Annotated in this window: 13 protein-coding genes; 5 read left to right on the top strand and 8 right to left on the bottom strand. The window is 58.8% G+C overall.

Annotated elements, in window-relative coordinates; all coding sequences use genetic code 11:
* A complete protein-coding gene (locus HNQ59_RS09655) occupies positions 1-432 on the bottom strand; it encodes a GNAT family N-acetyltransferase (protein ID WP_184038352.1) in 432 nt (143 codons plus the stop codon).
* A gap of 160 nt (positions 433-592) precedes the next feature.
* Between HNQ59_RS09655 and HNQ59_RS09650 the strand changes: the two genes are divergently transcribed.
* Both HNQ59_RS09650 and HNQ59_RS09645 read left to right on the top strand, forming a co-directional pair.
* Positions 593-2,074: an NAD(P)H-hydrate dehydratase gene (locus tag HNQ59_RS09650; protein ID WP_184038349.1), complete on the top strand. Its 1,482-nt coding sequence runs from the start codon at positions 593-595 to the stop codon at positions 2,072-2,074.
* A gap of 530 nt (positions 2,075-2,604) precedes the next feature.
* On the top strand, positions 2,605-9,330 hold the full coding sequence (locus HNQ59_RS09645) for an EAL domain-containing protein (protein ID WP_184038347.1): 6,726 nt from the start codon (positions 2,605-2,607) through the stop codon (positions 9,328-9,330).
* Positions 9,331-9,344: 14 nt separating this feature from the next.
* On the opposite strand, the gene rbsD is transcribed toward HNQ59_RS09645, so the two are convergent.
* From rbsD to HNQ59_RS09615, 6 genes are all read right to left on the bottom strand, one after another.
* Positions 9,345-9,740 (bottom strand): D-ribose pyranase, encoded by a 396-nt coding sequence (rbsD, locus tag HNQ59_RS09640; protein ID WP_184038344.1) that lies wholly within the window; start codon positions 9,738-9,740, stop codon positions 9,345-9,347.
* Between the two features lie 45 nt (positions 9,741-9,785).
* The gene (gene rbsK, locus HNQ59_RS09635) at positions 9,786-10,709 is read right to left on the bottom strand and encodes a ribokinase (RefSeq protein ID WP_184038341.1); all 924 of its coding nucleotides are present in this window, start codon (positions 10,707-10,709) and stop codon (positions 9,786-9,788) included.
* A gap of 49 nt (positions 10,710-10,758) precedes the next feature.
* Positions 10,759-11,808 carry a LacI family DNA-binding transcriptional regulator gene (locus HNQ59_RS09630; RefSeq protein WP_184038338.1) on the bottom strand — a complete coding sequence of 350 codons (1,050 nt, stop codon included), beginning with the start codon at positions 11,806-11,808 and terminating at the stop codon, positions 10,759-10,761.
* Between the two features lie 73 nt (positions 11,809-11,881).
* Positions 11,882-12,883 carry an ABC transporter permease gene (locus HNQ59_RS09625; RefSeq protein WP_184038335.1) on the bottom strand — a complete coding sequence of 334 codons (1,002 nt, stop codon included), beginning with the start codon at positions 12,881-12,883 and terminating at the stop codon, positions 11,882-11,884.
* Between the two features lie 7 nt (positions 12,884-12,890).
* Positions 12,891-14,432 (bottom strand): sugar ABC transporter ATP-binding protein, encoded by a 1,542-nt coding sequence (locus HNQ59_RS09620; RefSeq protein ID WP_184038332.1) that lies wholly within the window; start codon positions 14,430-14,432, stop codon positions 12,891-12,893.
* Between the two features lie 210 nt (positions 14,433-14,642).
* The gene (locus HNQ59_RS09615) at positions 14,643-15,593 is read right to left on the bottom strand and encodes a sugar ABC transporter substrate-binding protein (protein WP_184038330.1); all 951 of its coding nucleotides are present in this window, start codon (positions 15,591-15,593) and stop codon (positions 14,643-14,645) included.
* 488 nt (positions 15,594-16,081) lie between these two features.
* Between HNQ59_RS09615 and HNQ59_RS09610 the strand changes: the two genes are divergently transcribed.
* From HNQ59_RS09610 to HNQ59_RS09600, 3 genes are all read left to right on the top strand, one after another.
* Positions 16,082-16,294 (top strand): hypothetical protein, encoded by a 213-nt coding sequence (locus HNQ59_RS09610; protein WP_184038327.1) that lies wholly within the window; start codon positions 16,082-16,084, stop codon positions 16,292-16,294.
* A 356-nt stretch (positions 16,295-16,650) separates the two neighbouring features.
* Positions 16,651-18,852, top strand: a complete 2,202-nt coding sequence (locus HNQ59_RS09605) for a diguanylate cyclase domain-containing protein (protein ID WP_184038324.1) — start codon at positions 16,651-16,653, stop codon at positions 18,850-18,852.
* Positions 18,853-19,060: 208 nt separating this feature from the next.
* On the top strand, positions 19,061-20,446 hold the full coding sequence (locus HNQ59_RS09600) for an FAD-binding oxidoreductase (RefSeq protein WP_184038321.1): 1,386 nt from the start codon (positions 19,061-19,063) through the stop codon (positions 20,444-20,446).
* A 46-nt stretch (positions 20,447-20,492) separates the two neighbouring features.
* On the opposite strand, the gene glnE is transcribed toward HNQ59_RS09600, so the two are convergent.
* A complete protein-coding gene (gene glnE, locus HNQ59_RS09595) occupies positions 20,493-23,183 on the bottom strand; it encodes a bifunctional [glutamate--ammonia ligase]-adenylyl-L-tyrosine phosphorylase/[glutamate--ammonia-ligase] adenylyltransferase (protein WP_184038318.1) in 2,691 nt (896 codons plus the stop codon).
* Positions 23,184-23,246: the final 63 nt, after the last annotated feature.

Below are 23,246 nucleotides of genomic sequence, written 5' to 3'. Positions count from 1 at the left end.
TCAATCGGTGTATGAAGGTAGACGAGCCATCAAATCGACTGGCAATCCATCATGACGGTAACGCAATACCCGCTCGGACAGAAAACCAGGGGCTTGATCCAGCGGCAACACGCGAAAACCGGCTTGATGATAGAAACCATGTAAATGGTGATATGGCACACAATAGCAGGGCTGGTCGCCAACTGCTTGAGTGAGCGCCAACAACAACCGGGTGCCCAGGCCTTGCCGCTGGTACGCCGGCAAGATCTGCATGCCACGCAGGACGGATTCACCTTGTTCTTGGCAGAGCCGGACGCATCCGACGAGCCGGTTGTCCGACCAGGCTCCGATGAGTCGCTCATCGCCAGTCAGCATATGACGGTAACCGATCTGGCGGTAGAAGTCGGCGGCGAGGGCCGTGTGGTCAGGGCGCAACGATTCGATATGATACATGGCAGGCGTGCCATTCCAACGGAACAAGACAAAACCGGCATTCTACCTGATGCGAGGGTGACTAGGCGGATGCAATGTCGTATCCCGCCTGGGTCGCCAGGCTGGCGCTTTCGCGCTACCCTGTTGGGATGAAGACCGGTATTGAAGGGAGCGGATTGCGATGACTGCTGTATACCATGTGGAGCAGATACGGACCTTGGAGAGCATGGGGGCGACCCAGGTCGGCCAACCACTGATGCAACTGGCGGGGCAGGCCGTGGCGGACTGGGTGCGGAGCCATGTGCCTACCGGACAACGGATTCTGTGTGTGGCCGGGCAGGGTAACAATGGGGGGGATGCGTTGGTGGCTGCACGCTTGCTGAAGCAGGCTGGCTACCAGATCGACATGTTGTTCCTGGGGCAGGTTGCGACTTTGCCACCCGATGCGCAACGGGCCTGGCAGGACTGGCAAGCCACCGGGCAGCCTTGTCTGACGGCTCTACCCAGCCCAGCCCCCAGCTATCGGATCGTCATCGACGGTTTGTTCGGCATTGGTCTGAACCGCCCCTTGGATGCGGGCTGGATGGCTTGGGTTGATCAGCTGAATCTGCTGGCGGCGCCTAAGCTGGCATTGGATGTGCCCAGTGGTCTGTGCGCCAAGACCGGTGCAGTGCTGGGGCGTGCGGTCCATGCCAAATGGACGATGACCTTCATCGGCTTGAAGCCCGGCCTGCTGACTCACGATGGGCCCGATCACGCAGGTGAGATCATCATGGCACCGCTTGGCCTGGATGCCCATACCCTGCTGGCGCCTGCTGGACGTGCGCTCCATGGCGCTGATGTGGCCGGGCTGCTTGCGCCACGGCTGCGCAACAGTCACAAAGGGCTGTTCGGCAGTGTTGGTGTGATCGGCGGCGCGGCGGGCATGGTCGGTGCCGCGTTGCTGGCGGGGCGGGCCGCGCTGAAATTGGGTGCCGGTCGCGTCACACTGGGCCTGCTTGACCCGGATGCACCTCGGGTGGATCACCTGCAACCCGAGCTGATGCTCCGGCATGCCGAGGATCTGTTCCATCTGGCGCATTTGACTTGCCTGGCTGTCGGGCCTGGGCTCGGGAAAAGCGCAGATGCCGTACATGCGCTCGATCTGGCACTGCGCACCCCGCTGCCATTGGTGTTGGATGCCGATGCCCTGAATTTGATTGCCGACAAACCCGATCTCGCCAACCAGCTGGCAACCCGACAAGGTACCACGGTGCTGACTCCCCATCCGGCGGAGGCCGGGCGCCTGCTGGGATGGCAGACCGCAGCGGTGCAGGCGGATCGCCTGCAGGCCGCTACCGCATTGGCCGAGCATTTCGGTGCTGATCTGGTGCTGAAAGGCTGCGGTAGTATCTGTATGTCGTGTCAGGGGGAATGGTGCATCAATACCAGCGGTAACCCTGGCTTGGCCAGCGGTGGGCAAGGAGATGTGTTGGCGGGCGTGGTTGCGGCCTTGCTGGGGCAGGGCTTGAGTGGTTTTGATGCAGTGCAGCTCGCGGTATACCTGCATGGTGCAGCGGCAGACAAATTGGTGACTGAGGGCCTGGGGCCGGTGGGTTTGACCGCGTCAGAAATCATCGACGCCGCCCGGGCGGTATTGCGTGGGCTGACCAAGCGCGGGTAAGCCTGGTTGGCTGGGTGCATTAGGGTAGGTGTGCATCCAAACGCATATGCATGACTGCGTTACGTAATGCAGCGCACCATTGTGCTGCCTGGGTGGCACGCCATCAAGTGCATTGAGCCATGCCGTGTCTGGGCATGGCTTTTTTTATCCAATGCAATTGAACATGTGGTCATGTCGCCAAATGATATAGGTGATCATTTTAAATTAGCGATGCGCTTTCAATTTTGAATTTACGGATATATACAATTCGCAGAAAGCAGGTGTAAATCGATCATGAATCGACTAAATATAGTGTAATGGCATTGGTGGAAGTCACCGGCCAGATAGGTAGAGAAAGCCTTGTATCATCAGGCTGTATTGTGCCTTGCCCAACATTGGTCGTTTGTCGGGCATAAAAATTCCTCACCCTGAATGGGGCTGTGGAGTGTTGTTGATGTGGCTTGAATAAACGCCTGGAATATTTCGGGAATCAGGTTTTTTGTTGACGGGGTATCGACAATACTGCATCCATTGACTTGAGCGAGTAAGCCATGTTCTCAGTGGTGGGATTCGATGTTCAGGAAAAACTCTATGAGAGCCCGTGCAGCCAAGTGTTCCGCGCGGTGGATTTGCTGCGTGGGCAGCAGGTGGTGCTGAAAGTATTGCGACAGGACTACCCGCGCCCCGAAGCAGTTGCGTCATATCGCTGGGAATACGAGATTGCCAGCCAATTGCTGGATTGCCGATGCGCGGCCAGGGCCTATAGCCTGGCTTTCAGCCGAAATCGCCCGGTGCTGGTCATGGAGGACATCGGCGGGCAATCCTTGCAGTATTGGATGGGCCAGCGGATATTCACATTGGAGGAATCGCTCACCATTGCCAGTCTGCTGGCAGAGGGTATTGCTGAGATCCATGCCCGGCATATCGTCCACAAACATATCACGCCGGACAATATTGTCTACAACCCCGCAACCCGGCAGCTCAAGATCATCGACTTCGGCATTGCCTCCCAGCTGTCCCGAGAGAACCCCACCATCAAGAATCTCGATATGCTGGAGGGCGCATTGGCGTACATGTCGCCCGAGCAGACCCGACGGATGAATCGCGTACTTGATTACCGGACCGACTTCTATTCGATGGGGGTGGTGTTGTATGAGCTGTTGAGCCATCACCTGCCCTTCAAGGGGCGCGATTCTTTGGAGCTGGTGCATTGCCATCTTGCTGAAATGCCATTGCTCCTGTCCGATGTCGATCCGGACATCCCCAGAGCTGTGGCCGACATTGTGGCCAAGCTGCTTGAGAAGACCGCAGAACGTCGTTACCAGAGTGCATGGGGAATCAAATCGGACCTGGATGCCTGCCTGCTGCGCTTGAAAGACCACCTGGACATTGAGCTGTTCAAGCTGGCGGAACACGATATACCCAGTGGTTTTCATCTGCCGCAAACCCTGTATGGTCGGGAGCAGGAGATCGACAAGATGCTCGATGCGTTCGAGCATGTCAGCCGTGGTGGGCGGATGTTGATGTTGATTGCCGGGTACTCAGGTATCGGCAAGACCTGCCTGGTGCAAGAGCTGTTCCGGCCCATCACCATGCGGCGTGGGTATTTCATCAGCGGTAAATTTGACCAGTTCCAGCGCACTGTGCCGTACAGCGCATTGGTCACGGCGCTGCAGTCGTTGATCGGCCAGCTGTTGACCGAGAGCGAGGTCAGCATTCTGCGGTGGCGGAAACTGCTGATCGATGCGCTGGAGCAGAATGGCCAGTTGATCATCGATGTGATTCCTGAGCTGGAGCTGATCCTGGGGCCGCAGCCGCCAGTGGCCGCCTTGCCCCCCCGCGAGGCGCAGAATCGCTTCAATATGTTGTTCCAGCGCTTTGTCCGCGTGTTTTACCAGGCGGATCACCCACTGGTGATTTTTCTGGATGACTTGCAGTGGGCGGATATGGCGACATTGCAGCTGATGGAGGTGCTGTTGATCGACGATGAGGCCGGACATCTGATGATCATCGGTGCTTTCCGCGACAACGAAGTCAACGAGCAACATCCATTGACCGCGCTGACCGAACGGCTGGATCGACAGGCCGCGCCGATTTCATTCATCGTACTGCAGTCGATGCACCTGGAGCATGTGACACGGCTGGTCAGTGATGCGTTCTACTGTAGCCTGGAGGAAGCCGAACCACTGGCTGACCTGGTCTTGCACAAGACGGCGGGCAACCCGTTCTTTGTCGGCCAGTTTCTGACCACCTTGTACCAAGAGGGTATGATCCAGTTCCAGGCTGACCCGGAAAACCCCGATCATGCACGCTGGCGCTGGGATATTGCTCGTATCGAGCAATCTGATATCACCGACAATGTCGTCAGCCTGATGCTGGCCAAATTACGTAAACAGCCAGCGGACACGGTGGCTGCACTCAGGCTGGCCGCCTGCCTGGGTAACCGCTTCGATCTGGCGACCTTGGCCCTGGTGATCGAAAGGCAACCCGCTGAGTGTTACCGGCGGCTGTTCCCGGCAGTACGTGATGGCATTTTGCTGCCCGCTTCGGATCTGTCCATCCTTGATCAGAGCAACCCGGATTCAACCCTGGTCTACCATCGACTGAAATTTCTGCATGATCGGGTGCAGCAAGCCGCATATGAGCTGATCGCAGACGACGAAAAGCCCGGCCTGCATCTAAGGCTGGGGCGTCTGTTGCTCAATAACCTGGGGATGGCGGCATGGGGTGAGCGCTTGTTCGAGGTGGTGGATCATCTGAATCGTGGCCTGGCATTGGTCGATGCGGAAGGTGAGCGGATCGAAGTCGCTCAGCTCAATCTGGAGGCTGCCCGGAAAGCCAAATTTGCCTCTGCCTACAGTGCAGCGCTGAGTTATCTGCAGCAAGGCATGACGGCATTTCCCGGTGATTGGGCGGAGCAGTACGACCTGACGTTGGCGCTGCACCGTGAGCGCGCCGAGGCTGAATACCTGAACGGCTGTTATGAAGCGTCAGAGCAACTGATCGACACCATCTGGCAGAAAGCAGCATTGCTCGATCGCAGCGAAGCCTACGCTCAGCTGGTCACCCAGCTCACCATGCTGGGCAAGAACGAGGAGGCGGTCGAATCGGCCAGCAAGGCACTGGCTCTGCTAGGCATGGGCTTCCCGGTACCAGAGAATCTGAACGCCGCGTTGGAGGCGGAGATCGCTGATGTGGAGGCTGGTCTGCAAGCCTGTACCGTCGCATCCTTGATTGATCTGCCCGCCATGACCGACCCGCGCATCATGGCCGTCATGAAGGTGATGATGACGGTGCACACCACCATCTACTTCACCAACCGGTATGCCCTTTACAGCTGGGTGTTGGCGCGCATGACCAAGCTGTCGATGCAGTATGGCAATGTGCCCGAGTCGTCAAAAGGCTATGCCAGCTTTGGCAATACCCTGGCCGCCAACCGTGGCCGGTATCAGATGGGGTACGAATTCGGCATGCTGGGGCTGCGTCTGGCTGAGAAATACAATAGCCACAGCTTGAAGTGCAAGGCCTGCCTGATCATCAGCATGTTCCTCAATCATTGGATGCGCCCGGTGTCCGAGGCTGACGTGTTCAATGATGAGGGACAGCGTGCTGGTATGGAATCCGGAGAGTTTCAATTCATCGGCTATATTCTGGCCAATTGTCGAACCCTGAATGGCTTTCTGCGGGGGGAGAATCTCAACAAGTTACTGAGCGATACCACGCGTCATCTGTCCTTCGCCAAGCGGGTGAAACACAATCTGTCCACCGACAATATCCTCGGGTGTCGCTTGGTGGCGGCCAATCTGGCTGGCGAGACCGCAGGCATCCTGTCATTTGATGTCGCGGACACCACCGAGGCGGATTTCCTGCTGGCCAGCCATGAGCACCGGTCATTTGCCGCCTTGTGTTTTTACCGTCTGGCCAAGGCGTTTGCCCTGTATCTGTATGGTTTTCCGGAGCTGGCATTGGGCTGTCTGGACGAGGCGCGGGGCATGCAGGGCTATGTGAAAGGCAATCTCACCGAGGCCGCCATCAATTTTGTCCATTCGCTGGTGCTCTTGGCGCTATACCCAGATGTGGACGTGGAGGGGGCGAGCCTAGCCCAGATTGAGGCCAATCAGGCGCAGTTGTTGATCTGGGCAGAGCATTGCCCCGCCAATTTCCTGCATCAATACCAGCTGGTGTCCGCCGAGCTGGCCCGCATCCAGGGAGAGACTGAGCACGCCATGCAGCTTTACGATGCAGCCATCCAGACAGCAGGCAATAGTGGGCACTTACAGCACGAGGCCATGGCCAATGAGTTGGCAGCCAAGTTCTGGTTGCAACAAGGCAAGCTGGACTTTGGCCGGATCTATATGCGCAAGGCACGGTTTGGCTATGTCGCATGGGGGGCAAAGAATAAAGCCGCTGCTTTGCTGAGCGAGCATCCACGTCTTTTGACGGAGTTTCTGCCTGCTACGGCCAGCCCGACCCCGGTTGCCAATCAATTGGTGGGCGACCCACCACAGATGGCAGCGCCCATCCGGCGGCGGCCCAGCCGGATAGATGATGGCCCCTCGCTGGGCGAGCTGGACATCGCCGCTGTGCTCAAGGCATCACACGCCATTTCCAGCGAGATTGTGCTCGACAAGCTGCTCGGGCAATTGCTGAATACCCTGTTGGAATCTGCCGGAGGACAAAAAGCGTGCCTGTTGCTGAAGCGGGATGAAAGCTGGGTGGTCGCTGCCAGCCAGACTGGTCACCAGACGCCCAGCCTGCCGGCCATAGGTGACCCGTCCGCATTGCCCAACCCCTTGGAGCTACCGCTGCAGATCACCCAATATGTGGAGCGCACCCAAGCCTGTGTCGTGCTGCACGATGCAACCATCGATGGCTTGTTCGTCTCCGACCCGTATATCGTCGCGGTGATGCCTAAATCAGTACTGTGCATGCCGATCCTGCGCCAGCATGTGATGGTGGGCATGTTGTACCTGGAAAACAGCCAATTGGCGGGCGTCTTCCACACCGAACGGGTGGAGTTGCTGAATCTGTTGGCGACGCAGGCGGCCATATCCATCCAGAACGCCATGCTGTATGAAAAACTGGCGCGGGAGATCGAAGAGCATAAGCTGTCAGAACAGAAGCTACGTGAGGCGGAATCAAAGTTCCGTGACATTTTCGACAATGCCGCCGAGGGGATCTTTCGCTGTGAGTGGGATGGTCAACTGATTCTGGCGAACAATGCCTTGGCCCGGATTCTGGGCTGCAAATCGCCGGAGGACTTGAAAACACATTATGGCCGGCAGCCGTTTGACGTCTTTCTCGGGCGGGAGGCCAATGACGGCCTGGCAAGCGCCATCCGGCTCGAAGGCGCCATCCGCAATGTCGAGGTGCCCGCCAGGCGGGCAGATGGCACGGAGATCGAGCTGTCCATCACCGCCCATGTGGTTCGGAACGAGCAGAATGAAGTGATCTGCTATGAAGGCATGGTGCAGGACATCACCGAGCGCAAGCGTCTGGAAAGCGCCTTGCAACATCAGGCCACGCATGATGCGCTGACCGGTCTACCGAACCGCAATGTGTTCATGGATCGGCTGACCCAGGCCATTGCCTATGCTCGCCGCAACAATGGCCGCTGTGCAGTGTGCTTCATCGATCTCGACCGCTTCAAGTGGATCAATGACAGTTTTGGACATGAAATGGGTGATGAGCTGCTGAAAACACTGGCGGGCCGTATGACCAGCTGTGTACGGGATTCAGACACCATTGCCCGTATCGGTGGCGACGAGTTCGTGGTGTTGTTGCAAGACGCCGTCGATGGCAACGAAGAATCGAAAGTCATTCAGCGGGTATTGAGCCGGGTAGTGGAGCCCATCCACCTGGGCGGACGGGAGCTGGTGGTCACCTGTAGCGTCGGTTACAGCGCATTTCCGACGGATGGGCGCAATGCCGATGACCTGCTCCGGTTTGCTGATGCTGCCATGTACCAAGCCAAGCAGGAAGGCCGCAACAATCTGCAGACCTACAGCGCGGAGCTTGGGCACAAGTTATCTGAAAAAGTACATATCGAGAGCGAGCTGCGTCATGCCATCGAACGGGAGCAACTGTCCTTGCACTACCAGCCGCAGATCGAGCTGAAGACCGGTCGCATCGTCGGCCTGGAAGCCTTGTTACGCTGGAAGCACCCAGAGCTGGGGAATATCTCGCCGGGCCGCTTCATCCCGATCGCTGAGGAAACCGGCCTGATCGAGCCACTGGGCGAGTGGGTGATTCATCAGGCCTGCCGGCAGAACCGGGTCTGGCAGGAAATGGGCATGCCGGAGCTGAGCATTGCCGTTAACGTATCGGCCAAGCAATTCAGGCGACGGGGCCTGGAAGTATTGTTGGCCAATCTATTGCAGTCCACCCACATGACACCGGAGTTTCTGGAGCTGGAATTGACGGAAAGCGTGTCGATGGACGACCCGGAAAAGAATATCGCATTGATGTACAAGCTGAAGGAGCTTGGTGTCAAGCTGGCCATCGATGACTTCGGTACGGCTTATTCGAATATGCACTATCTGAAACGTTTTCCGATCGATAAGCTGAAGCTGGATGGCTCGTTTGTGAAAGAGATCACATCAGACCCGCGCAGCCTGGCCATTACCGATGCCATCATCTCCATGGCGCACCGGCTGGGGCTGGTGGTGATTGCCGAGATGGTGGAGACCCCCGGCCAGGTGGCATTGCTCGAAAGCCGGGAATGCGACCAAGTGCAAGGCCATTACTTCAGCGCGGCCATGCCCGCCGAGGCATGCAGCAACCTGCTGCGCGAGGGGCATATCCGTGCGCCGATCGGTGTGCGGAAAAAGACGCGACAGCATACCTTGATGATCGTGGATGATGAATTCAGCGTCACCACTGCGATGGAGCGCGATCTGCGCGAGGCCGACTACCGGATATTGATCGCCAACGATGTGCAGATTGCATTCGAGGAGCTGGCCTGTCATCACGTCGGGGTGATTCTGTGTGATCAGCATATGCCAGACATGATGGGCATCGACTTCCTGAAGCGGGCCCGTCAGTTGTCACCGAATACGGTGCGGTTGTTGATGAGCAGCCATGCCGATTTCCGTGGCATGCTGGACGCCATCAACGATGGGACGGTACATAAATTCATCAACAAACCGGTGGACCGCATCGAGCTACGTACCCACGTTGCCGATGCGCTGGTGCTGCATGAAAGATTGCTGCGCTCTGGGTTGATCACCGATCCGCATGCGGGTCTGTGGGCGCCCAATCCGGCGTTGCCGGGCTGAGCACCCCTGTTGGGTCAGAACACCACGCCCGCGTGTAAGATCACATTCGCATACGGGGTGCATTCGCCGGTTCTGACGATAACGCGCGCGGCCCGGGTCAACTGCTTGAATTGTTCATGATCGAGCTGTCGGATGGCGAGACCGCCCAGGCGCTGTGCCACCTGTTGCGCCACGACGGGATTGCGGTCGCCCAGCTCGGATGCGATGGTGGCGTACTCGGCCTGCATTTCTCCCAGCACTACCTCCAACACTGCATCCAGGCCGGGCAGCCCCGGCGTCACTGCCAGATCGATCCGGCGTGGCCCGTCGGGGATCGGTAAGCCAGCATCAGCGATCACCAGCATGTCACCATGCCCCAGGCGGGCAATGGCATCGGACAGATCAGGGTGTAGCAGTGGGGTCTTCTTCATGGTGCAACTCTCTCAACAACAAAGCCTGGTTAAGCAGGCAAAATTTCAACTATTCAGCTCGGCACGATATGGGATGGACGGTTGTGCGCCGTGGCGAGTGACGCTGATCGACGCGGCACGTTGGCCTAGGCGGGCGGCATCGGACAGGCTCATGCCCTCTGCCAGGCCGGCAGCCAAGCCGCCGATGAAGGTGTCACCCGCCGCCGTGGTGTCGATGGCTTTAACCACAAACGCTGGCAGATGTTCGGTGCCTTGTCCATTGGCAAGCAGCACACCTTGTGAGCCCAATGTGATCAGCACATTGCGGACGCCCTTATCCAGCAATCGTTTTGCGGCTTCGCCAGCGCTGGCCGGGTCAGTGACTATGATGCCGGTCAATAGCGTGGCTTCTGTCTCATTAGGCACCAGGTAATCGATCATTGGCCAGATGGCATCGGGCAAGCTGGTCGCGGGCGCTGGGTTGAGCAGCACGGGGCAACCATGCCGGCGGGCGAGCGTGGCAGCGTGCAGCACGGTGGGCATGGGTACTTCCAGTTGCAGGATCAACATCGCCGCGCCATCGAACAGCCCTGCCTGGGCATCGATGTGGGCGGGTGTCAGCTTGGCGTTTGCACCCGGGGCCAGGGTGATGCGGTTCTGCGCGGCGTCATCCACCATGATCATGGCAACGCCAGTGGCTGCCCGGTCATCGCTGCCCACGGTGTCATCCGAGATGCCTTCCGCGATCAGGCCATCACGCAATACCTGACCGAATGCGTCATTGCCCAGCCGACCGATCAAGCTGACCTCGCCACCCAATCGGGCGCAGGCCACCGCCTGATTGGCACCTTTGCCACCTGGATGGGTGGCAAAGTCGTACCCGGTCAGGGTTTCACCGGCCTCTGGCGCACGTGGGACGCGCATCACCAGGTCCATGTTCAGACTACCAACAACAACGAGACGGCGTGTAGATGGTTTGTATGTGGTCATGTGGATTCAGATGGTTGGTTGGAGGAAGGTCGTGACCCGATGGATCGGCCTAACGGTTGTTCAATGTGGTTTTGCTGCGCCGGGCCGGCGTACCCGGCGGGGCAAAAGGTGCGGTCGAGCTGCGAAAGCGCAGCTCAGGCTGCAATACGATGCGGCGCGGCTCGTCGCGGCGGCCTTGGATGTGCTCCAGCAACATGTCCACGGCAATGGCGCCAATGCGTTCCTTGGGCTGCGACACGGTCGTCAGCGGCGGGCTGCTGAATGACGCCAGGTCGATGTCGTCAAAGCCAATGATCGACAGCTGATCCGGGACACGGATACCCAATTCGTAAGCCGCACACATGGCGCCTATCGCCATCAGATCGTTGCAGACGAAGACCGCACTGGGTGGCTGTGGCTGGCGGAGCAGGGCATGCATGGCCTGATAGCCGCCGCGACTGGTGAAGTCACTGCGCCAGAGTGCATCATCCGCTGGCTCGATTCCGGCCTCACCCATTGCCAGCTGCCAGCCGGCAATCCGTTGATCGCTGGGTGAGATCTCGCTGGGGCCGCTGATGCAGGCGATGTGACGATGCCCCAGCGTCAGCAGGTGCTGGGTGGCCAGGTATCCGCCCTGAATGTGGCTGACTTCGACCAGATCGCAGTGGATATTGTCCATTTCACGATCCACCAGCACCATGGGTAGGTGCAGGTCGGTCAGCAGCGCAGGCAGCCCGGCGTCTTCGCCCGAGGTGACGACGATCAGCCCATCGATGCGCCGCTCGGTCAGCACCCGCAAGTACACGCTCTGCTTGTGCGGGTTGTCGTCCGAATTGCACAGGATGACGTTATAACCCGCATCGAAACAACGCGCCTCGATGACCCGTAATATCTCAGCGAAATACGGGTTCGAGCTGTTGGGGATCATCATGCCGATGGTGTGCGTCACGTTATGCTTGAGGCTACGTGCGACCGCGCTGGGCACATAGGACAACTCACGGATCGCCTGCTCGATCCGGTTCCTGGCGTCGTCGCTCACATGTCGGGTGCCGTTCAGCACATGTGATACGGTAGTGACCGACACGCCAGCCCGGTGGGCGACTTCCTTCATGGTTGCCATGGCTTAACTCCACGCAGAATTGGGTCGTTGCATGATGTGATGGAATGGCATCTGGTCTGCGATGGAAGATGCATCAACCTTTGCGCGCACGGCGGCGTTCACGGTACATGTCCAGCACCACGGCGGCGACGATGACGCAGCCAGTGATGATGCGCTTGGTCGGCTCGCTGGCGCCGACTTGGGCCAGGCCCGCCTCTAGCACTGCGATGATCAGCACGCCGAAGAAGGTGTTGATGACCGACCCGCGTCCCCCCATCAGACTGGTTCCGCCGATGACCACGGCTGCAATCACCTGCAGCTCGATACCGACGCCCATATTGGGGTCGGCGGCTTCCAGGCGAGAGGTCTGCATCAGGCCTGCCACTGCAGCCAGTACACCGATCAGCGCAAATACCGCAATCTTGACTGGGCGTGGATCGACCCCAGCCAGTCGCATGGCTTCCTCATTGGTGCCGATGCCGATCATGTAACGGCCAAACACAGTGCGGGTGAGGATGATCTGCCCGGCGATCACCACCAGCACGGCCAGGATGAAGGCAGGCGAAATGCTGCCCGCAATGGGGGCGCTGAGCCATTCCACGGTGGTGCCGATATATTGGGTGCGGGAGTCCGTCGCGATGTAAGCGCTGCCACGGGCAATTTCCAACATGCCCAGTGACACGATGAATGAAGGCAGACGCCAGCCGACAGACACCACGCCGTTGATCAAGCCGCATACCAGCCCGACCACCAAGCCCAGCAGGGCCGCAGGCCAGACACCCCATTGCCATTGCTGCAGCGCGATGGCCGTGACTGCGCCACCCAGCGCCATCACCGAGCCGACCGATAAGTCGATGCCTGCGATGACCAGCACAAAGGTCATGCCGACCGCCATGACAGCCAGCGCTGGGATGTCATTGGCAATGGTGACAAAGGTATCCATGGTCAGGAAATATTGGCTCAGCGTGCCAAACAGCGCGATCATCGCGGCCAGCGTGCCCAGCAGTCCGATATAGGTTCCCATGGCGCCCCCCAGCTTGCCGCCGGTGGGTTTTCCCGTGGATTGATTGCGCAGGGTTTGTGTAGAAGATTGCATGGTTACCTCAATGATGCGTTGTTGCCGCGTGTTGGGTGCGGTTCAGGTTGGCGTAACCGCTGAAGCATGCTTCCAGCAAGCCTTGTTCGGTCCATTGGCCGCGTTCGAAAATGGCGACCAGCCTGCCTGCGCTCATCACGCCGATCCGGTCGCAGACTGTCATCAACTCGCGCAAGTCGCTGGATACCATCAGCAAGGCCTTGCCCGCCGCAGCCAGTCGATCCAACTCTTGATACAGGTCGGCACGGGCGCCGATATCGACCCCGCGCGTGGGTTCGTCCAATAGCAGTACATTGCAGTCGCGATGCAGCCAGCGCGCGAATACGACCTTCTGCTGGTTGCCACCGGACAGCTCACCGACAGGCTGCTCGACCGATTGGCATTTCACGCGCAGCAGGTCTGCCAAGTGCTGGGTGATGGACAGCTCGGCTGTCTGATTGAGCCAACCATGACGATTGACGGGCTTCAGATTGGCCAGTGTGGTGTTGATGCGAATCGGTTGATTCAGCAGCAGGCCCTGTGCCTTGCGGTCCTCCGTGACCAGGCCGATGCCATGGCGGATGGCAGCCATCGGCGAATCAATGGTCACCGCTGTGGCTGCCTGGTCGAGATACAGCTCGCCGCCTTCCTTGCGATCCGCACCAAAGATCAGCCGCAGTAATTCAGTACGGCCTGCGCCAACCAAGCCAGCCAGGCCCATGATTTCACCGCCGCGTAGCTCCAGATCGACATCTTGTACCAGCTCGCCACGCCGCAGTTGCCGGGCGGCCAGACGCACCGCCCCGGCCTGGCGGCGCGGGCGTCCGGCGCCTTCGTCCACGGTCTTGCCGACCATGCGCTGTACCAGCTCGTCTTGTGTGACGCCTGCCATCGGGCGCACATCCACCAGCCGCCCATCGCGCAGCACCGCGACCCGATCCGCAATGCGTTGCAGCTCGTCCAGCCGGTGGGAGATATAGATGATGCCTACGCCGCAAGCCTTGAGCTTGGCGATCTGCACAAACAGGTGCGCAATCTCACGGTCGGTCAACATGGCGGTGGGTTCGTCCAGAATCAGCAGTTTGCAATCACCAACCAGATTGCGTGCGATTTCCACCATCTGCTGGTGACCGATGCCCAGGCTGCCGACTGGAGCGCTGGGGTCGATATTGTCCAGGCCAATGGCGGCCATCTGCCTGGCGGCCTGTTCATGTAAGACACGGCGGTTGATCAGACCAAATCGTTGCGGCAGCTTATCCAGCAACAGGTTTTCCGCCACGCTCAACGTAGGGATCAGGCTGAGTTCCTGCATGACCATGCGCACGCCCAGTTTCTCGGCATGGCTACGGGATGTCGGCTGATAAGGCTGCCCAGACAGGGTCAATGAGCCCAGTGTCGGCGGCACCAAGCCGCATATGATCTTGGAGAGCGTGCTTTTGCCCGCGCCGTTTTCACCGGTCAAGGCCAGCACTTCACCGGCGGACAGCGTCAGATCGATATCGCTCAGCACCGGGGTAGCATAGTGCTTGGCGACACCGTTGACGCTCAATAATGGGGTAGGGGGCGTCATGGCCTCTCCTGTGGGTGTGACGGCCAGCCAGGCTGGCCCAGGGGTATTGCCTGTGCGGTGGTGGCATGGCTGGGCCAGCCTGCGCAAAACCTGCACCGCATCAGCTTGAAGACATATTCCGCGCCCGGCGCGGAGTAAAACGATCAGGCAGGTAGCAATGCCACCTGCCTGACTGCTTGATCATCCATCAAGCACCGATCGATCCGATCATTACTTGGTGACCAGATCGACAGCTGTTTGAACCGATGCCGGCAATGACTGCTGAGGTGTTTTGTCTGCCAGGGCCTTGAGCGCAGTCTCGATGCCGAACACCGCCTGCTTGGCCGCGTATTGATCCGCAGTGGCCACGATGCGGCCATTGGCCAGCATCGGCTTGACGGCAGAGATGTTGTCGTAGCCGACGATCTTGACCTTGTCGGTCTTGCCAGCTGATTTGACCGCCGCCACCGCACCCAGTGCCATGTTGTCGTTGCCGCACAGCAGGGCCTTCAGATCAGGGTACTCGCGCAGCATGGCAGCGGCGACCGTATTGCCCTTCTCGATTTCCCATTGGCCAGACTGCACCGAGACCACCTGCACCCCGGCAGCTTTCATCGCATCCTGGAAGCCCAGCGTGCGCTGTTGTGCATTGAACGTGGTCGAAACACCTTCGATGACGCCGACTTTGTCGCCACTCTTCAATTGCTTGGCCAAGTGGTCGCCCACCAGTTTCGCGCCAGCGCGGTTATCCGGGCCGACAAAGGGCACGCTGATGTTCTTCTCTTTCAGAGCAGCCCCATCGAAACGGTTGTCGATGTTCACCACCAGAATGCCCTTGTCGATGGCATTTTTCATGGCGGGTACCAGCGCCTTCGAGTCCGCTGGGGCGATCACGATAGCGTCCACGCGCTGCGCAATCATCTGTTCAACGATCTTGATCTGCCCTGCGGTGTCGGTTTCGTCCTTGATGCCGTTGGCGACCAGGTCATACTTTGCTGCATTCTGCTTCTGGTGCGCCTTGGCGCCATCTTCCATGGTGCGGAAGAATTCATTGGCCAATGACTTCATGACCAGTGCGACTTTAGGCTTGGCATTGCCGGCGGCGCTGGCATGCTGGAATGGTAAGGCACCGACGGCGACGGCCAGTGCGAGCAGCTTCAGGGTGTGACGGCGGGTGGTCATCCAAATCTCCTAGGGACGGCGGGTTTATTGGGGATCGACGCATTGACACAGCTGAATCGAGTGCGCCGATGTGCAGTTGCAAACGACAAACTGATAAGGGTTTACCAGTGTATTTTTGTAAATATGCATGCGCAAACGTTTGCGCAATCGTTTGCGGTAGTTTTCGTGAGAAGTGTCAAGGCTGTCAAGCAAGTGTGATGCTGCGCTGCGACATGCTGGGCGCATGATCTGGCCGCTGATTTCTACATGGCATGTAGCTTTGCTACGGGTGTCAGGTGTTGGCCTAGTGGATTTGATGGCTGATTGCATTCGGATGGCCTGTATATTTACATTGTATTCAATGAATAAGCTGCAAATCCGCTCGCAATTCGTCGCCTGTTCGATATATCTGGGTCAACAATAGGATAAAGAAGAAAAATTTCAGAAAATGCAGGCTTTGTTGCGCACCTGATGCATCGGTTTGTAGTGGGGGGGGAGGGGAGAATGGAGTGGCGTTTGGTGCTGGGTGGCTGTCTGGTGCGTTGCCGGCAGCGGCTCAGGGTGGTGGGTGGTGGCCATCTCTCGGGTTGGTGGTGGTCGATGAGTCACGTCTGGTGGGTGGGGGCTGGCGGCTGGTCATCTTCAATGTGATCAATGGGCCTAATATCATCAGCAAGGCGATGCCACCAACCCACCATAACCCGCTGGCATCGGTGGTGTGATCAGCTTGGGCATATGCTTGCGCGCAAGTCAGCAGGGCGGCGCATGATAAGACCATTCTGGGTAAACCTGCTGTTTTTCTGATCCAAAACATTCTATTTCCTATAGTGCGATGGCATAATCCACGTTGCTGCGCCGTCCTGGAGCGGCTTTCGACATGTTCGATGGCAGGTGTTCAATCAGTTGGATGCCGAGTGTGAGGCTGGTTAGTGTAGCATTGTGGAATCGTTTTGCTTATGCGGTGAAGCGCATGGCGCGGTGTGTGGTGTACGTGCTATACCACATCTAGATTCTGTGGACATGGCTGCGTTGCCCGCCTCAGCACGATATCGACAGGGTCAGAATAAAACAAGATCAGATGGGCCATACGACCGGCCAAGGGTGGGCCGGGTTGGTGGTATCTACGGGAGGGGAGCGCAAGGTGATCGGTTGGTGGCGGCGCAAGCAGGCTCGCGAGCGTGCAAAATGGCCTGTGTGGTTCGACGCGTCGTGCGAAGCGGTCATGGTGCTGGATCGCGCGGGGCATATCCGGTATGTCAACGCCTCGCTGGCTGGTCTGCTTGGGTTTGATGATCCTGCCATCTTGTCGGATCGCGCCATCCGTGATTTCTGCTCCCCTGAAACCCTGCGGTTGCTGGGTGCCGCCACCGAGGCAACTTTGCTGGGCGAGTTGCTGACCTCATCAGGGCAGCGGCGGCGCGTCCGATTTTCCGTGAGTGAAGTGCCTGGGCAGGACGAGCTGAGGTGGGTGCTCATCCGTGATGAGACCAGCCAGCTGGCCGAGCGACAGGCATTGATGCATAGCGAGCGGCAGTTCCGTGTGCTGACCGAGCAGGCCAGGGATGTGATCTCCGAGCATGCAGAGGATGGTCGGATCGAATATGTCTCACCCGCTTGTTACGCCATGCTGGGCTTTCATCAATCAGAGCTGCTGGGCAAATTGCCACAGGATCTGATCCATCCGGACGATCATGCCATTGCCTTACAGACCCTGGCCGGGCTGGTCGCCCACCCAGAAGGCGCGACCTTGCAGTGTCGCCTGTTGTGCCATAACGGCGATTACCTGTGGGTCGAGATCTTCGGGCGGGCTTTTGAGCGTGAGGCCGAGCTGGAGCGTGGCTTCGTGCTGGTGACGCGTGACATCACCAGCCGTCGCATGGCTGAGGATGCCCTACGCGAATCTGAACGCCTGCGGACTCTGTTTGATCTGGCTCGTGATGAGTTCTTTCTGGTGGACAACAGTGGGCGCATCGTCGATGTCAATCAACACGCTTGCGAGCATATGGGCACCAACCGTGGTTGGCTGGTGGGGAATCAGTTCGATCAATTGATCGGCGCACCTGGCAAGGATCTGAGTGCGGTCGGGCTGGAGGATATCTACCGGCGGGTAAGCCGTGGTGAGGCGGTGATGCTGGAGGTGTCGCGCACCACCCATGTGGGCACGGTCTTGCAAGCCGAGGCCTTGTTCAGCGCCATACGCCATGACGGTCGGAATCTATTGCTGGTATCGCTACGAGATATCTCGCTGCGCAAACAGATGGAAAAGGAATTCCGGGAGTCGGTCGCGGCGCTGCGGCTGTTGCATATGCGGTTGTTCGGCATCATCGAAGGCACCAATGACTTGATCGCAGCGTTGGACCGAGAGTGCCGGTTGATCGCTTACAACACGGCCTTCAGGCAGGTGTTTGAATTCAATTATGGGCTGCCAGTGTCGTTGGGAATGAATCTGTTGGCCAGTCTGGTCGATCAGCCCGAGGCCATGGCCCGCGCCTTCACCAACTGGCGTCGGGCGCTGACTGGCGAAACCTTTGCCGATACCCAGTCCTGGAAAGCCCCCGGCAAAGGGGATGAATATTTCGAGGTCAATTATTGCCCGATTCGCGATGAAGCTGGCGAGGTGTGTGGTGCGGCCTATATCGGTCGCAACATCACTGGCCGGAAGGTGGCGGAAGATCAGCTCAAGCGGGCTCTGGAACAGCTGGAGGCCTCTCGGCGCGAGACCGAAAATGTGAACCAGCAGCTGCGTCAGGCCAATACGGAGCTCTTACGCCAAGCCAATCAGGACGGCATGACCGGTATTGCCAATCGGCGCTATTTTGATGACTACCTGGCCCATGAGTGGCGTCGGGCGATCCGCCATCGGGAGCCCATGGCGCTGATCTTTGCTGATGTCGATTTCTTCAAGCTGTACAACGATTACTATGGACACCAGGCGGGCGACGAGTGCCTGCGGAAAATCGCGACAGCGTTACAAGGCCAGCTGCATCGCCCGGGTGATCTGCTCGCCCGGTATGGCGGCGAAGAGTTTGTCATCCTGCTGCCCAATACCACGCTGGCGGGCGGCATCTTCATCGCAGAGGGCATGCTGAAAGCGATCAGCGCGTTGCGGATTCCCCATGCCAGCTCCAGTGTGGCCGATCATGTCACACTGAGCCTGGGCGTGGCCGCGACGGTACCTAGCGAGGCCACGGCGGAAGGTTTTTTGATGTATGGTGCAGATCAAGCGCTGTATTCCGCCAAGAAGAATGGCCGCAACCGGGTGTTTGGCAACCCAATCTGACTGAGCGCTCAAGGACTATCCTGCAATACCATGCGAGATGGCGGCGGCTGCCGGATCAGCTCACTTGCCCGCCCCGAGTGCGGGTACTTGTCGTGTCGATATCGCGTCATACTGAACCGCATCGCGGTTCGGTGGCAAAACCGGATGGGCGTGTTGGGATATCATGTCGCCGCTGTTCCCGATCACAAACACGATAGACGACAACACCATGAGTTTTTCGCTGATTCCCGCCCTTGAGCTGCTGTTTACCGATCAACGCGTGCGCACCGATGCCGACACCCTGGCGCACTATGGCCTGGACTGGACGCGTATCTACCAACCTGCACCCAGTGCGGTCGTCTTTCCCAAATGTATCGAGGAAGTCCAGGCGTTGGTGCGGCTGGCCAATCAGCATCAGATCGCATTGGTGCCCTCTGGCGGACGCACCGGCCTGTCTGGCGGTGCGGTGGCCAGCCAGGGCGAGGTGGTGGTGTCGTTTGATCGCATGGAAGCCTTGCGGGACTTCAATCCGATCGACCGTACTGTCGTTTGCGAAGCGGGAGTGATCACCGAGCGGCTGCAGCAATTCGCCCAAGAGCAGGGGCTGTACTTTCCGGTCGATTTCGCGTCGCGGGGCTCCAGCCGGGTGGGCGGGAATATTGCAACCAACGCCGGGGGCATCAAGGTGGTTCGTTATGGCCTGTTCCGTGATTGGGTGGTCGGGCTCAAAGTGGTTACGGGTACGGGCGAAATCCTGTCGTTGAACAATGGCCTGATCAAAAATGCCACCGGCTATGACCTGCGCCACCTGTTCATCGGCTCGGAAGGCACGCTGGGCTTGATCGTCGAGGCTACCATCAAATTGACCCGTGCTCCCAAGGCGCTGTCTGTCATGGTATTGGCGGTGCCAGAGCTGCAGGGCATCATGCAGGTATTCAACACCTGCCGACACCAGCTGGATTTGACTGCATTTGAGTTCTTCTCTGAAAAGGCCTTGAAGCATGTATTGACCAGAGGCCATGTGCAGCGCCCCTTTGAGAGCGAAAGTCCCTATTATGTGTTGCTGGAGTTCGAAAATCAGGGTGTAACCGAGCAGGAGCTGGCTTTGCAGCTGTTTGAAAAAGCAGTCGAACAGGGTTGGGTCGTGGATGGCGTAATCAGTCAGTCCGATGCACAGGCGCAGGCCCTGTGGCGGTTGCGTGAAGACATCAGCGAGTCGATCGCCCCGAAGAAACCTTACAAAAACGACATTGCCATCACCATTGCCAATGTGCCGCCGTTCATGCAGGCGCTGGATGCGGTGTTGGCACGCGAGTATCCGGATTTCGAAGTGGTCTGGTTTGGCCATATCGGTGATGGCAACCTGCATATCAATGTATTGAAGCCGGATGAGTTGGCGATGGCTGATTTTGTCAGCCGTTGCCAGCAGGTCAATCAATGGGTGTTCGACCTGGTCCGCCAGCATCAGGGCAGCATTTCCGCTGAGCATGGGGTGGGGCTGACCAAACAACCCTATCTGGGTTACACCCGCACGGCGGCGGAAATCGCCTTGATGCGGGGTATCAAGCAGGTGTTTGATCCAAAGGGGATCATGAACCCAGGTAAATTGTTGTAAAGACTCAGCCTTGGCCGGGGTTGACAGCGGCACGTCGCCGCCTTGGTCAATCCTGGCCAAACACCTGCCGCCAGATCGTCATCACAGTCTGAATGTGTGGGGTGATCGCGATTTCATCGACGATGTAGCGCTTGCGGCCATCCAGGCGCTGCGCATGCTGCAGCCGTCGATACTCGCGGTAGGCCTGCTGCGCGGCCTGTGCATCCGCAGCACTGAGCAGCCCCGCTTCAGCGGCGAAGCCGAGTAGGGCGAGATTGCCTTTGTTGCCGGTCAGCTTGGGGTGGTGGGCCGCGTGCGCAAGCACCAGATATTGCACAATGAACTCCACATCGATGATGCCGCCACGCCCATGCTTGAGATCAAAGCCTTCGCGGCTGCCCAAGCGGTTTTCCAGCATTTTGTGGCGCATTGCATACACCTCCTGGCGCAATTGGTTCAGGTCACGTTGCTTCATCAGCACCTGTTGGCGGATCTGCTCGAATTGGGCGCCGATGCTGGGCTCGCCTGCACAAAAACGTGCGCGGGTCAGGGCTTGGTGCTCCCATACCCAGGCGTGCTGATGCTGATAAGCGGCGAATCCTTCGATGGTGGTGACCATCAGCCCACTCTCGCCATTGGGGCGTAGCCGCAAGTCGATCTCATACAATGTGCCAGCCGGGGTGGCGGTGCTGAGCCAGGTGCCGATGCGACGTGCCAGCTTGGCGTAATTCTCTCCGGCGTTGTCGTGATCGTCCTCGTATAGAAAGATCAGATCGAGGTCGGATGCATAGCCCAGCTCCTTCCCCCCCAGCTTGCCATAGCCGATGATGGCAAACAGCGGATTGTCGCGGTGTTTGCCTGGCAGCGCCTGCCAGCAGCAGCGCACCACCTCCGCCAGAATCATATCGGCCAGGTCGGAGAGGTGATCCGACAGTGTCTCCAACGGTAGCAGTCCGGCCAGATCCTGCGCCACCAGTCGGAACAGCTGCGTGTGTTGGCAGTGGCGAAGCAGATCCATCTGCTGCTCGGCATCGCCTGTGGCGGCATCCAGCTCGGCGGCGAGCCGCGCCCGGGTCTGCGCCCAATCCGGCGCTGCATACAACAAGCGGGCATCCAGCAGCTCGTCCAGCAGGATCGGGTGGCGGGTCAGGTAATCAGATACCCAGGGGCTGGCGCTGTATAGATTGGCCAGCCGTTTCAAGGTCTGCGGGTGCTCGCTCAGCAAAGCGAGATAAGACTCACGCCGCAAGATGGCGTCCAGCAGCCTGATCAGGCGGGTCAATGTGCCGTCTGGGTTGGGCATGCCAGCAGCCACTTCGATCATCGGTGGCAGCAGTGCATCCAACCGGCGGCGACTGCTTTCCGGCATCTGCCGGTAGCGGGTGGATGACTTCATCTGAGACAGCAGCTGCTTGATGGTGTCCGGCTCCTGATACCCCAGCTCCGCCAGCTTGGCCGTGTGTTGCTCGGAGTATTCATCGTCTTGCCACAGGTCATCCAAGGGGTGCTCGCCCTCCTGCTGTGGTGCGGTGAAGACATGCTCGAAATGATTGGTCACTCGGCTGCGATGCCATTGCAGCGCCTTTTCAAATGACTCTACATCGCTGTAACCCATGCTGCTTGCAATCTGCCGACGATCATCCGGCTGGCTGGGCAAGGTCTGGGTCTGCGCGTCGTCCAGATATTGCAGACGATGCTCCAGATTGCGCAGGAAGGCATAGGCCTCCTGCAGCTCCCGCGTGGCATGGGGTGGAATCAGTCGGTGTTCGCCCAGCCAGCTCAGCACTTTGCGGGTAGAGCGCATCTGCAGACCACGTTCACGGCCCCCGCGTATCAATTGAAACACCTGAGCAATGAACTCGATCTCGCGTATACCACCAGGGCCGAGTTTGATGTTGTCCGCCATGTCGCGCCGGGCCACCTCGCGGCGGATCTGCCCATGCAGGCTGCGCATCGATGCATAGGCGCCGTAATCGAGATACTTGCGGTAGACGAAAGGCTTGACCAAGGTCCACAGCCCGTCTGCATCGCCAGTCAAGGCGCGGCCTTTCAGCCATGCATAGCGCTCCCATTCCCGCCCCTGGGTGTGCAGGTACTCCTCCAGCATCGCAAAGCTGGAGGCCAGCGGGCCGGAATCGCCATACGGGCGCAGGCGCATATCCACACGGAAGACAAAGCCGTCCGCCGTCGGCTCGTGCAGGGTGGCGATGATCAGACGGCCCAGGCGGGTGAAAAACTCGTGATTGCTCAACTTGCGCGGGCCGTTGGTGTGGCCGTCTTCCGGATAGGCGAAGATCAGGTCGATATCGGATGAGACATTCAACTCGCTACCACCCAGCTTGCCCATGCCGATGACAATCAATTGCTGCGCGGTGCCCGTCTCATCGCCGATCGGCTCACCGAATTGTGGCTGCAGCCACCGTGCGTGGTGGCACGCGGCCTGCTCGACGCCGATCTCGGCCAGGCTGGTCACGGTTTTGACCACCTCATCCAGCGTGGCAAGCCTGCTGATGTCCCGCATGATCAGCCGCGCCATGACGCGTTTGCGCAATGTGCGCAACACCCGTTTCAACATGCCATCATCAACGATCTCGCCCTGGGCTGCGACGAATGCATTCATACTGCCCTTGTCGTAAGGGTGCATGACCTCGGCGGCTTCGTGTGTGATCAGGTCCGGGGTGGCGGTATTCAGTCGTTGCAGATATCGACTGTGTTGCAGGGCAGCATCGAGCGGGTCAAGGGCGGGATGTTCGCGCATTGTCAGAGCTTTCGATAGAATGGCATCGCGTTGACGGGTAAGATGATCTGCAGGAAATCATCA

It is taken from the genome of Chitinivorax tropicus (assembly GCF_014202905.1).
GTDB lineage: Bacteria > Pseudomonadota > Gammaproteobacteria > Burkholderiales > SCOH01 > Chitinivorax > Chitinivorax tropicus.
Note: the sequence above shows the minus strand (reverse complement) of the source record. Positions and strands in the feature narration are given on the sequence as shown.

What these genes read in the sequence shown, in the direction of transcription:
- HNQ59_RS09655 (WP_184038352.1), bottom strand. Translation starts at nt 432, where the DNA reads ATGTATCATATCGAATCGTTGCGCCCTGACCACACGGCCCTCGCCGCC.
- HNQ59_RS09650 (WP_184038349.1), top strand. Translation starts at nt 593, where the DNA reads ATGACTGCTGTATACCATGTGGAGCAGATACGGACCTTGGAGAGCATG.
- HNQ59_RS09645 (WP_184038347.1), top strand. Translation starts at nt 2,605, where the DNA reads ATGTTCTCAGTGGTGGGATTCGATGTTCAGGAAAAACTCTATGAGAGC.
- rbsD (WP_184038344.1), bottom strand. Translation starts at nt 9,740, where the DNA reads ATGAAGAAGACCCCACTGCTACACCCTGATCTGTCCGATGCCATTGCC.
- rbsK (WP_184038341.1), bottom strand. Translation starts at nt 10,709, where the DNA reads ATGACCACATACAAACCATCTACACGCCGTCTCGTTGTTGTTGGTAGT.
- HNQ59_RS09630 (WP_184038338.1), bottom strand. Translation starts at nt 11,808, where the DNA reads ATGGCAACCATGAAGGAAGTCGCCCACCGGGCTGGCGTGTCGGTCACT.
- HNQ59_RS09625 (WP_184038335.1), bottom strand. Translation starts at nt 12,883, where the DNA reads ATGCAATCTTCTACACAAACCCTGCGCAATCAATCCACGGGAAAACCC.
- HNQ59_RS09620 (WP_184038332.1), bottom strand. Translation starts at nt 14,432, where the DNA reads ATGACGCCCCCTACCCCATTATTGAGCGTCAACGGTGTCGCCAAGCAC.
- HNQ59_RS09615 (WP_184038330.1), bottom strand. Translation starts at nt 15,593, where the DNA reads ATGACCACCCGCCGTCACACCCTGAAGCTGCTCGCACTGGCCGTCGCC.
- HNQ59_RS09605 (WP_184038324.1), top strand. Translation starts at nt 16,651, where the DNA reads ATGGGCCATACGACCGGCCAAGGGTGGGCCGGGTTGGTGGTATCTACG.
- HNQ59_RS09600 (WP_184038321.1), top strand. Translation starts at nt 19,061, where the DNA reads ATGAGTTTTTCGCTGATTCCCGCCCTTGAGCTGCTGTTTACCGATCAA.
- glnE (WP_184038318.1), bottom strand. Translation starts at nt 23,183, where the DNA reads ATGCGCGAACATCCCGCCCTTGACCCGCTCGATGCTGCCCTGCAACAC.